The organism is Veillonella ratti, from assembly GCF_003992115.1.
GTDB classification, from domain to species: Bacteria; Bacillota; Negativicutes; order Veillonellales; family Veillonellaceae; genus Veillonella_A; species Veillonella_A ratti.
This window is the reverse complement of sequence record NZ_RQUX01000005.1, coordinates 123,442-134,294: the sequence shown is the minus strand read 5'-3', so window position 1 is coordinate 134,294 and position 10,853 is coordinate 123,442. Positions and strand designations below refer to the sequence as shown.

Genomic DNA, 10,853 nt, shown 5'->3' with positions numbered 1-10,853 from the left:
TTATAAATGAATGAATAAAATTATTAATAAATGTTTTGAATAATACCGCCAATGTCATCATTTAATGTTCGAAAGTATCGATAAATTTATAAAATTTTTGTACATATCTCTTTTCTAACTGAATCAATACATGGTATACTAAGGTTAAAGAAGAGAGACTACCTTCATCAGTCGTTGAAGGAATTTTATACGTATTATGAATGTATGAATATGTAATGCATGAAAAGGAGATGATAAGATGGATGAACTACCTACTCTGCAAGAGTTACAAAGTTTTATAACCTATAGTAAAATGGGTAACTTCACGTTAGCTGCTCAAGCTGCTAATATTACACAATCTGCTTTTAGTGCGCAGATGAAAAAACTGGAACGTTTAGTTGGTGTAAAATTAATAGCTCGCTCTACCCGTGGTAGCCGCCTTACAGCGGAAGGTGAGAAATTCTTACCGGAAGCAGAGCATATTATTGAAACACTGGAACGTGCTATTCATAGCATTCGTTTGGCCAATAAGTTGGAACGGCCTATGCTCAACGTAGGTATTTTGCGGAGTATCGGTGATGTGCGTAAGAATGCGCATGTATCGTATTTTCAACAGACTAACCCCAATTTCTCTATTTCCATTTATGACATGGAAGAAGAAGAAATGTTACTGGATTTGCGTGAAAACCGCATTGACATTGGTACTTGCTACTTGCCAAATAATAAAGATATGAGTAGCTATGAAAGTATTGCTATCCGTGAAGATTCTGTAGTGTATTATGCGCCTAAGCGCGAATTACCGGCCGGTAAAGTATTGAACACTGAAGAATTGTTGGATTATCCAATGGTTATGTATCCACCAAAATATTTCATGAGCCATCGTTTGAAATCCTACTTCTCGGAAGAAGGACGCCAGTCCTTACCACATTTAGTACGTTTATCTAATCCGTATGCCATGATTGCCTATTGTCAGCGCAATGAAGCGGGGTCTTTGATTTCCCGTCATTTATTGGATGCACTTGGTATTAAGGATGGTATCTATGCATTAGCCAAACCGTTAAATCTTCAGGTTTGCTTTGTATATCGTAACAACAACTCTAAATGGGAAACAATGAAAACGTTTATGGATTACATTGTTCAAAAAGTAGGAGTTAACGGCTGATTTTGGGGAAAATTAGTTTTGTGCTTTACATAAGTTTGTCTCATCAAATGAAAACGCGGTTTGTACCTTTCGGTCAAACCGCGTTTGTTGCATTATTTTATTTGGAATTCGGAAGTAATTAGATAACTGAGCATAGTGACGTATGCCCATCTCCCTAAATAATGCCTAAGTTATAAAACTGTGAGTTAGAAATTTACAGTTTTGCTGAATAAGCTGGAAGTTTACAGCTTTGCTGAATAAGCTGGAAGTTTACAGCTTTGCTGTATAAGCCAGCATTTTACAGCTTTGACGTATACATTAGAAGTTTACATCCTTACCGTAGTAAGCTGCTTCGTAGATTTTCTTAATATCTTCTACGGTTGGTTTACGTGGGTTAGTCAACGTACAAGCATCTTCAAGAGCGCGTTCGCTCATACGATCGAGAACGGCTAAGAATTTGTCTTCCGGAATAACAGTATTTAAACCATCTTTAATCGTTTTGCTTAAGCCCAAACGTTTATTGAGGTTCCAGATAGCGCGTTCAAGGTTTTCAATACCGAGAATACCTTCCAATTGAGCATATTTCTGGGTAGCTTTTTTGTTGTATTGAATGATGTATGGTAACAAGATAGCATTAGCTTCGCCATGAGTTAAGTGGAATTCACCACCGATTTTGTGAGCCATACTGTGAACGATACCTAAGGAGCAGTTGGTGAAGGACATGCCGGCCATAGTAGAGGCGTTATGTACTTTGTCGCGTGCTTTAATATTGTCAGGTTCCTGGTAAGCTGTTTCCAAATATTCAAAAATCAATTGAATAGCATGGAGTGCCAATGGATCGGTGAAATCATCGGCTGCTGTAGATACATAAGCTTCAACAGCATGCGTCATTACGTCCATACCGGTTTGCGCTGTAATGAGCGGTGGCATTTTGGATGGAATGCGGCTGTCTAATAAAGCAATATCCGGTACCAAATCAGGGGATACCAATGGATATTTAATGTTGTTGTCCGTATCGGTAATTACGCTGAAAGCTGTAATTTCGGAAGCAGTACCACTAGTGGAAGGAATACCGATGAGGCGAGCTTTAGTGCGTAATTTAGGGAAGTTGAATTTCACAAGTTCCATGAAATCATAGCCCGGGTATTCGTAGTATACCCACATGATTTTGGCTGCGTCCATAGGGGAGCCGCCACCTAAGGCAATAATCCAATCCGGTTGGAATTCGGCCATTTTAGCGCCGCCTTCGATACAAGTCTTGATGGATGGATCCGGTTCTACGCCGTCAATGATTTGAACTTCCATACCACCCTTTTCAAGTTGGGCTTTTGCTTCGTCAAGAAAGCCGAATTTGCGCATGGAGTTGCCACCGGTCACGATTGTAGCGCGTTTGCCTTCTAATTTTGAGAGATGGGTGAGGGCATCGTCGCCATGAATGATGGTGTGTGGAATTCGAAATGTTGCATAAGCCATGGATTTACCTCCTAATGTTTACATAATTCGAACGGTGTTTATATTTGTATTGTACGCTTTTTTCAAGATTAAAACAATGTATAAAAGTGATTTTAACTATGAATAATTTAAATAGTAAAGCCGCTGAAAAAGAAGCCGGAGCAACACAGCTTTTAGGCGGATTGTTATATAATATACAGGTAGTATGGGTTAATTTGTTCGTATATACATGAAAAAATATGTCTTATTTATGAGTAAAGGGTATTTGACATATCTTCGAAAAAGTGCGATTTAAACAATAATTTCACGATTTGTGAAGTAAAAGTTTTAAGTCGATTAGAAAAACTAAGATCATTAGGTCTTAAATTAATCCGATGTTTTAAACGAATGTAAAAGTTTAAGTTAATTGTAAGAAACGCAGGTGGATATATGAAAAAAATAGCTATTTTAGTCAATGAAGATACGATGCAACGGTGCTCTTGCGGCGGTTGCTTAGGGGCATTTATGGGTAAGAAAGATTCCTTTGCCCGCTATGAAGGGGAAGAGATTGAATTAGTCGGATTTAGCCATTCCGGCGGTGATTTGACGAAAAAGCTGGAAACCCTTCGCAAAAAAGGTGTGGATGTGGTGCATATTTCGACATGTACGAAGAGTAAAAACGAAGATTACGAAACCATTGCCGATGCTTGTGCTGAATATTTTGACGTAGTCGGCTATACGCACGGCAGTCCGGATGGTAAAGGTAAGGGCAAAATGGCGGTAGAATTGAAAGCGCGTCAGCCGAAGGCGGCAGAATAATGGAATTACGTAAAAGCCAAACTTTTTTCTTAGGTTTGCAACATGTATTGGCCATGTACGCCGGTGCTGTTATCGTACCGATTATCGTGGGCAGTAGTTTAAATCTGACTACTATGCAGATTGCCTATTTAATTGGGGCCGATTTATTGACGTCAGGGATTGCCACGCTGCTTCAAGTATGGCGTAATCGCTTTTTCGGCATCGGCTTGCCGGTAGTGCTGGGCTGTACCTTTACGGCCGTATTTCCTATGATTGCCATTGGTAAAGAGCTGGGCCTAGGGGCTATTTACGGGGCCATCATTACATCCGGTCTTATTGTGTTTATTATTTCGCATTGGTTTGGTAAATTAGTGCGATTCTTCCCGCCGGTAGTAACCGGCTCTATAGTAACGGTTATTGGCGTTACCTTGGTTCCCGTAGCTATGAATAATTTAGCGGGCGGTCTTGGCAGCCCGGATTTTGGCAGTGTTATGAATTTGAGCCTCGGTTTTGCTGTGCTGGCGTTTATCCTTATTTTGAATCGTCTTTTCAAAGGGTATATTCAAGCCATTTCCGTATTGTTGGGGCTCATTGTAGGAACAATAGCGGCCTTCTTCTTAGGCATGGTTGACTTTACGCCGGTGGCGGAAGCTACGTGGGCTCATATTCCACAACCGTTTTACTTTGGCCTACCCACATTCCACGCCAGCGCTATTTTGACTATGACCATCGTGGCCATGGTAAGTATGGTGGAATCGACCGGTGTGTTCTTGGCCTTAGGTGAAATTTGCGATCGTAAATTAACGCCGAAAGATTTGGCTCACGGCTATCGCGCCGAAGGCTTGGCGTCTATTATCGGCGGGATTTTTAACTCCTTCCCGTATACCACGTTTTCACAAAATGTGGGTCTCGTGGAATTATCCAAAGTACGCAAAACCACGGTAATCGTAGTATGCGGTATTATGCTTGTCGTATTGGGCTTGGTGCCTAAATTCGCCGCTTTGGCAACGATTATTCCTACCTCTGTATTGGGTGGAGCTATGATTGCCATGTTCGGTATGGTATGTGCGGCCGGCATTCGCATGTTGGGCAAAGCAGATCTTACCGACTCGAACACGATGCTCATTGCCGCTTGCTCCATTACATTGGGCTTGGGTGTGACGGTAACGCCTAATTTATTTGCTCAGTTCCCGTCGTCCGTGCGTATTCTACTGGAGAGTGGTATCGTAGTAGGTGCTTTGACAGCTGTGGTGCTCAATATCTTGTTTAACTATGATAAAATAAAAGAGAGCAAATGATAGGCATTAAATAATAGATAGCAAATAAAAGGTACTAAATAAAGATAACGCCTCAGGTTTTTGAAAAAACAACGCTTTTATTGCATTCGGCCAGCCATCATTGTTTGAACTTGCAGTTTAATGACAAAAATACGGTTTTACGCTATAATAAGAAGGTAACTTAACAAGCGAATCAACAAATGGTACTTGGTCATTCATTGGTAGGAGGCGACTATTATGAAGATGTTCCCCGCAATTGATATGGTAGCAACAGGCGCCCAGATTCAGGCTTTACGGATTAAAAGCGGATACTCCGTTAAAGACTTGCAAGAAGCATTCGGTTTTAGCGACCCGCAAGCCATTTACCGATGGCAATGGGGGCAAAGCTTACCGCGTGTAGACAACTTGGTGGCGTTAAGTGTATTATTTGGTGTAACAATTGACAGCATTCTCGTTCTGGAGCAGAAAGAGGATGCTGTTTCTGCTTTTTATAGACTTAATTTTATAGACTTAATTTTATGGATTTAATTTACATAGGAGCCGGCTTATTGTAAGCGGGTTCTTTTTTTTATAGTCTATATTTTGGCCTTTTTGTATACAAAAAGCAGGAGAATCATATAAATGAGTAGAAGTAATATAATATATACTTAAAATGCATTTTTGTTCTGTGAGTTGCAAGGCATTGTTATTCAGGAGGCGAAACTATGACATTTCTATGGGAACAAGGGATTCCGGTAATAAAATTAGACATGATTGCCACATTGGCATTAGCAATTTTGCTGTTACTCTTAGGACGCGTAATGGTTAATCGCATCAGTATTTTAGGCCGCTTTTGTATTCCGGCTCCGGTAGCCGGCGGGTTGCTTTTTTCTATATTAATGTTAATTTTTCACCAAACGAATATCTTAGTTATTAAGATGGATACCTTATTGCAAACGCCGTTTATGTTGGCGTTTTTCTCGACCATCGGGATGATTGCCAGTCTTAAGCTTGTGAAAAAGGGTGGCAAATTGCTATTATTCTACTGGCTCCTTTGCGGCTTTTTATCCTTGATGCAAAACGTGATCGGTGTGTCATTGGCACAGCTTTTAGATATCGATCCGTTACTGGGCGTATTGATGGGGGCGGTTTCCATGGAAGGCGGTCATGGGGCCGCCGGTGCCTTCGGTCCTGAAGTAGAAGCGATGGGTGTGTTTGGGGCTACAGCGGTAGCTATGGCGGCTGCCACCTTTGGGCTTGTTTCCGGTGGTTTAATCGGCGGCCCGATTGCCAAGTACCTTTTAAATAAATACGACTTGCGCTCCACAGAAGAAATAGAATTGGCTGACGGTGGTACCGTAGGATCCACCGGTAGTAAAACAGCTTCAGCTGCTAGTTCCGATGATGCCAATGTAGCCCAAACGGCTAAACAGGAGAGCAAATACGCTGAATCGGAAGTGTCGGCTCATTCGTTGTTTACTCATTCAGCTATTATTGCTGTTTGTATGACCGTAGGTTTGGCTGTGGCCGGCTGGCTCAAAGGTGCTTTAGGTATAGCGCTTCCAAGTTATGTGGGAGCCATGTTCTTTGCCGTAATTTTACGTAACCTTAACGACCAACTCCATGTGGTTAAAGTTCATACGGAAACGATTAATTTAATCGGCGATTATTGCTTAGGTGTATTCTTATCCATGGCCTTGATGACCCTTAAACTGTGGGAACTCATTGATTTAGCGATTCCAATGCTCATCGTATTAGGTGCCCAAGTTGTGTTCATGATTATTTACTGCTTATTCGCTGTATTCCCGTTACTGGGTAAAACCTATGATGCGGTGATTATGTGTGCCGGTATGGCCGGTCATGGTTTGGGCGCTACGCCAAACGCTATGGCGAATATGAAGGCGGTTACTGAAAAATACGGCCCATCAACTAAGGCGTTCTTAATCGTACCCCTTTGTGGGGCCTTCTTAATCGACTTGTTTGCCTTGCCATGTATTGTATGGTTTATTAATTACTTTGCCCACTAAGATATGGTAAGAGGCGGTCCGGTTTAAAGTAAAAACCACCACAGTCATTGACTGCGGTGGTTTTTTAGTTAGAATTATGAATAAAAATTATATATTCTATATTTTTGAGTTATACGTAATTCGTAGCAGGAGAATTTGAATTTATAACGAATACTTAAAATTGTGAGTATTTTGGTGCGCATTATAATGAGTGTTTTAGTGTGCTTTATTATGAGTACCTTGTAGTGTGGAAAGAAGTCGGATTGTCAGCTATAGTACTAAATGGTAGTATCCGGGGAGCCTGTAGCATAGTAGCCTTTTAACATAATAACTATAGCCTTTGGCGGCCGGGTGGGGCCGCTGCTTACATGTAACAGGGTGTTAGCCATAATGATATTGTTTTGGCTAGGAGGCGAAAGTATGAACTTTTTTATGGATCAAGGGATTCCGGTAATTGAGCTTGATATGATTGCTACGTTGGCACTGGCAATCTTCCTACTCTTATTGGGTCGCATTATTGTTAATCGAGTTGGCTTTTTGAGTCGATTCTGTATTCCTGCACCGGTAGCCGGTGGATTATTGTTTTCACTGATTATGTTAGTGCTACATGAGACAAATATTTTGAACGTTAAAATGGATACTATATTGCAAACGCCGTTTATGTTGGCATTCTTCGCTACCGTTGGGCTTATAGCGAGTCTTAAACTGGTAAAAAAAGGTGGCAAGTTGCTATTTTATTATTGGGCTCTATGTGCTTTTTTGTCCCTTATGCAGAACGTAATCGGTGTGTCTTGGTCCAAAGTGCTCGGGCTTGATCCGCTACTCGGCGTTTTAATGGGCGCCGTATCCATGGAAGGTGGTCATGGTAATGCCGGTGCCTTTGGTCCGGAAGTGGAAGCTATGGGCGTTTACGGAGCTACGGCGGTGGCCATGGCGGCGGCTACTTTTGGCGTTGTAGCCGGTGGTGTAATTGGTGGACCTCTCGCTCGATTTTTTCTTAATAAATATAATCTGCGCTCCACTGAAAACGAAGAATTAGTGGAAGAAGGTAAAACAGCCGGTTTAGCTCAAGAGATAGAGCAAGTGGCCGGTCCGGATACAACCAGTGTGAATGAAGCGTTAACGGTTGAAAAAATCGAAGAGGGCAAGGAAGTGAGTGAAGAAGTGGCAGCTCATGTATTCCTGCTGCATGGTTTTATCATCGCCATCTGTATGGTCGTGGGCATGGAATTAGCCGTTTTCGTAAAAAATACTTTCGGCTTTGCTATACCGAACTATGTGGGCGGTATGTTCTTTGCCGTTTTATTACGTAATATCAACGACAAATTTAATCTTGTTGAACTGCATAATCCGACCATTGGGCTTATCGGCGACGTGTGTCTTGGCATCTTCTTGTCCATGGCCCTCATGACCCTTAAATTGTGGGAACTGGCCGACTTGGCATTGCCGATGATTGTCATCCTCATGTCGCAGGTTATTTTCATGATTGTGTATAACATATTCGTAGCATTCCCGGTATTGGGGAAATCCTATGATGCGGTTATTATGTGTGCCGGCATGGCCGGTCATGGTTTGGGGGCTACGCCAAATGCGATGGCGAATATGAAAGCGGTTGTTGAAAAATACGGACCATCTACTAAAGCTTTTCTCATTGTGCCGTTGTGTGGCGCCTTCTTGGTAGACTTGTTTGCGGTACCTTGTATTGTGTGGTTTATTAACTACTTTGCCCATTAATTTGCGAATTAAACAACCGGTTAAGATGATGTAATTCAAAATCGTGTAATTAAAAAATATAAAAAGAAGGAAGGCATTGCCGCTCGGTATTGGCAATGCCTTCCTTCTTTAGGAGTGGGATTAAGGGGGATCTATTTGAATAAAGCGTAATATATAACGTAAAACCATCCGAATAGGCCGTGAAGAATTGCCCAAGGGATGGAGTGCCAATTGGCATAGCTAATCACCATGGCCAAGGCGGATCCAAAAGAAATTCCCGTTGTTACTGTTGATGATAAAAACTTCATAAATACCTCCCTATATTTGAGACAGTTTCATTAGAAATTGATGCTGATAAAACTGTCATATTAAATCTAAATCTTTCAATATAATTATAACGTATTTTAAGATATTTGTATAGTGAGATTTTTAGATATAGTAATTTAATGAGTGATTTTTGAAAAAATTGACATATGGCGGCATTTAAACTAAACGTTGGTATATGGTGAAATGGTAACTAGTCTTTAGTCATTAAGCATAAGTGACGCAGATGGTGTATAATAAAGAATAGAAGTAATTGGGATTAATTACTATTACAAGATATAATGTTACGCGAATTAATGTTAGAAGTTATATAAGGAGTGATACTATGTCAGACTTAAAAGTAGGGGACAAAGCACCTGATTTTTCCGTTGTGAATGATGCCAATGAAATGGTTAATTTGAAAGATTTTGCCGGTCAAAAAGTGGTTTTATATTTCTATCCAAAAGATAATACCCCGGGTTGCTCCATTGAAGCACAACAATTCAACGAAGCCTACAAAAAATTACAAGACGCCGGCTATGTCGTATTAGGTGTCAGTCGCGACACGGTAAAACGTCATGTGAACTTTAAAGAAAAATATGACTTACAGTTCAACCTGTTAGCCGATACCGACGAAGCCCTTTGTAATGCTTACGGCGTCATGAAAGAAAAGAAACTCTACGGCAAAGTATCAATCGGTATCGAACGATCCACCTTCGTCATCGACGAAAAAGGAATTTTAACTCATATCTACCGCGGCGTAAAAGCTAAGGAACATGTAGGTCAACTATTGGCTGATTTGAATATTCAATAGGTTGTTCCAAATTTATTTCCCACCTCGGCTATCGCATGGTGAAGGCAACCTTCCGGCCTGCAGCAAATCGCTCTTAGGCGATTCCCTAAGTAGTCGAAATGTTTAGTCTGTAGAAGGGATAAAAGATTTCCGCATTCTTCTAAGTTGCGCCGGCTACGGGAATCGCTGGTTGCACAATAGCGTGCCGGACTACAGTGGAAGTTATTTATATAAGAAGTGAGATACATCTATCGTGGTCGCTCTTTTTCGTCTCATAGTTGGTCCCGCCCGCGGGAATCGCTTTGTTGCTCTATAGCGTGCTGAACTATAGATAATGGTACTCTGCGAAAAAAGAAAAATACACCTATCTTGAATGCCCATTAGCCGAATGGGTGGGGGCTGAGAGATAGGTGTATTTTTCTTTGTTTAAGAGTTATAATACTGAATTCAGCACGCTATGAACAACCGTCGATTTGTGAGACGGGACCAACGCCTTTTTAGCCGAATGGGTGGGGACTGAAAGATAGATATAGGAGGCTTTGCTATAAGTATTTTATTCTTTGGTTCGCAAGCTATTTTAAACCGCCGATTCCTGAGCCGGTGCCAACGCACTCCACCACTGACGTCGATACGCCTTAATCCCTTCCAGTACGACTTGTGACGCTCGTGCCGCCAAGGCTTTGCTGGCCGGAGGGATGCCTTCCAGGCGATAGGCAATACCCATTTCCTTATATTTAGCCGTGCCCATCACATGATAAGGCAGGCAGTCAATGGTCTCGAGATTTTTCAAAGAACCTGCAAAAAAGCCGAGGCGATACCATCTATCCGCATTGTCCGTAATGGTAGGCACCACCACATGGCGCACCCAAATCGGAACATTGTGCTCGTCGATGAAGCGGGCAAATTTCAAGATTTGCTTATTACTTTGGCCGGTTAAGGCGATGTGCTTGTCATCGTCGATTTCTTTAAGGTCTAAGATAACAAGACTTGTTACGGCCATCAGCTTTTCGTATTCTTCGCGTTGACTTTCTTCAAAGTAGATGCCGCTCGTGTCGAGGCACGTATGAATGCCCCGTTCTCTAAAGAAGCTGAACAGTTCGATAACAAACGGCAACTGCATTAATGCTTCGCCACCTGTAACGGTGAGACCGCCGTTTTTATAAAAACTCTGATTGCGCTCAAATTGTTCCCATACTTCTTCGATGGTAATATTTTTACCTTGCTGCGCATCCCACGTATCCGGGTTATGGCAATAAGCACAGCGCATCGGGCAGCCCTGTAAAAATAGCACCATTCGTACACCGGGGCCGTCAACGGTGCCCATGGTTTCTAAAGAATGAATTCGTCCAATCATAATACGCCTTTCAAAAAAGATTAAATACAGGTTGACCTCCTGAAGGATATGTCAGCTTCAGGTCCGGGTCTAAAATATG

General features: G+C 41.7%; 9 protein-coding genes. 7 read left to right on the top strand and 2 right to left on the bottom strand.

Going from position 1 to position 10,853, the window contains the following annotated elements; genetic code table 11:
- The first annotated feature begins 238 nt into the window (after positions 1 to 238).
- Positions 239 to 1,141 (top strand): LysR family transcriptional regulator, encoded by a 903-nt coding sequence (locus EO124_RS03735; RefSeq protein ID WP_127058395.1) that lies wholly within the window; start codon positions 239 to 241, stop codon positions 1,139 to 1,141.
- Between the two features lie 297 nt (positions 1,142 to 1,438).
- Here EO124_RS03735 and EO124_RS03730 read toward each other — a convergent pair whose 3' ends face one another.
- Positions 1,439 to 2,593, bottom strand: a complete 1,155-nt coding sequence (locus EO124_RS03730; protein WP_021842160.1) for an iron-containing alcohol dehydrogenase — start codon at positions 2,591 to 2,593, stop codon at positions 1,439 to 1,441.
- Positions 2,594 to 3,001: 408 nt separating this feature from the next.
- On the opposite strand from EO124_RS03730, the gene EO124_RS03725 reads away from it, so the two are divergent.
- The 6 genes from EO124_RS03725 (at position 3,002) to bcp (ending at position 9,441) form a co-directional block, all read left to right on the top strand.
- Positions 3,002 to 3,370, top strand: a complete 369-nt coding sequence (locus EO124_RS03725) for a CGGC domain-containing protein (protein ID WP_127058394.1) — start codon at positions 3,002 to 3,004, stop codon at positions 3,368 to 3,370.
- Positions 3,370 to 4,647 carry a nucleobase:cation symporter-2 family protein gene (locus tag EO124_RS03720; protein ID WP_127058393.1) on the top strand — a complete coding sequence of 426 codons (1,278 nt, stop codon included), beginning with the start codon at positions 3,370 to 3,372 and terminating at the stop codon, positions 4,645 to 4,647. Before EO124_RS03725 ends, EO124_RS03720 begins: the two co-directional genes overlap by 1 nt.
- A 216-nt stretch (positions 4,648 to 4,863) precedes the next feature.
- Positions 4,864 to 5,154, top strand: coding sequence for a helix-turn-helix domain-containing protein (locus tag EO124_RS03715; RefSeq protein ID WP_127058392.1), 291 nt, complete (start codon positions 4,864 to 4,866; stop codon positions 5,152 to 5,154).
- Positions 5,155 to 5,330: 176 nt separating this feature from the next.
- Positions 5,331 to 6,632 (top strand): sodium/glutamate symporter, encoded by a 1,302-nt coding sequence (gltS, locus tag EO124_RS03710; RefSeq protein WP_127058391.1) that lies wholly within the window; start codon positions 5,331 to 5,333, stop codon positions 6,630 to 6,632.
- 399 nt (positions 6,633 to 7,031) lie between these two features.
- Positions 7,032 to 8,345 (top strand): sodium/glutamate symporter, encoded by a 1,314-nt coding sequence (gltS, locus tag EO124_RS03705; RefSeq protein ID WP_127058390.1) that lies wholly within the window; start codon positions 7,032 to 7,034, stop codon positions 8,343 to 8,345.
- Between the two features lie 628 nt (positions 8,346 to 8,973).
- Complete coding sequence (gene bcp, locus EO124_RS03700; RefSeq protein ID WP_127058389.1) at positions 8,974 to 9,441, top strand: thioredoxin-dependent thiol peroxidase; 468 nt, start codon at positions 8,974 to 8,976, stop codon at positions 9,439 to 9,441.
- A 556-nt stretch (positions 9,442 to 9,997) separates the two neighbouring features.
- On the opposite strand, the gene pflA is transcribed toward bcp, so the two are convergent.
- Positions 9,998 to 10,774: a pyruvate formate-lyase-activating protein gene (pflA, locus tag EO124_RS03695; RefSeq protein ID WP_127058388.1), complete on the bottom strand. Its 777-nt coding sequence runs from the start codon at positions 10,772 to 10,774 to the stop codon at positions 9,998 to 10,000.
- Positions 10,775 to 10,853: the final 79 nt, after the last annotated feature.

Bases quoted from the DNA above. Each gene is read 5' to 3' on its own strand.
- gltS (WP_127058390.1), top strand. From the start codon at position 7,032: ATGAACTTTTTTATGGATCAAGGGATTCCGGTAATTGAGCTTGATATG.
- EO124_RS03720 (WP_127058393.1), top strand. From the start codon at position 3,370: ATGGAATTACGTAAAAGCCAAACTTTTTTCTTAGGTTTGCAACATGTA.
- bcp (WP_127058389.1), top strand. From the start codon at position 8,974: ATGTCAGACTTAAAAGTAGGGGACAAAGCACCTGATTTTTCCGTTGTG.
- EO124_RS03735 (WP_127058395.1), top strand. From the start codon at position 239: ATGGATGAACTACCTACTCTGCAAGAGTTACAAAGTTTTATAACCTAT.
- pflA (WP_127058388.1), bottom strand. From the start codon at position 10,774: ATGATTGGACGAATTCATTCTTTAGAAACCATGGGCACCGTTGACGGC.
- EO124_RS03725 (WP_127058394.1), top strand. From the start codon at position 3,002: ATGAAAAAAATAGCTATTTTAGTCAATGAAGATACGATGCAACGGTGC.
- gltS (WP_127058391.1), top strand. From the start codon at position 5,331: ATGACATTTCTATGGGAACAAGGGATTCCGGTAATAAAATTAGACATG.
- EO124_RS03730 (WP_021842160.1), bottom strand. From the start codon at position 2,593: ATGGCTTATGCAACATTTCGAATTCCACACACCATCATTCATGGCGAC.
- EO124_RS03715 (WP_127058392.1), top strand. From the start codon at position 4,864: ATGAAGATGTTCCCCGCAATTGATATGGTAGCAACAGGCGCCCAGATT.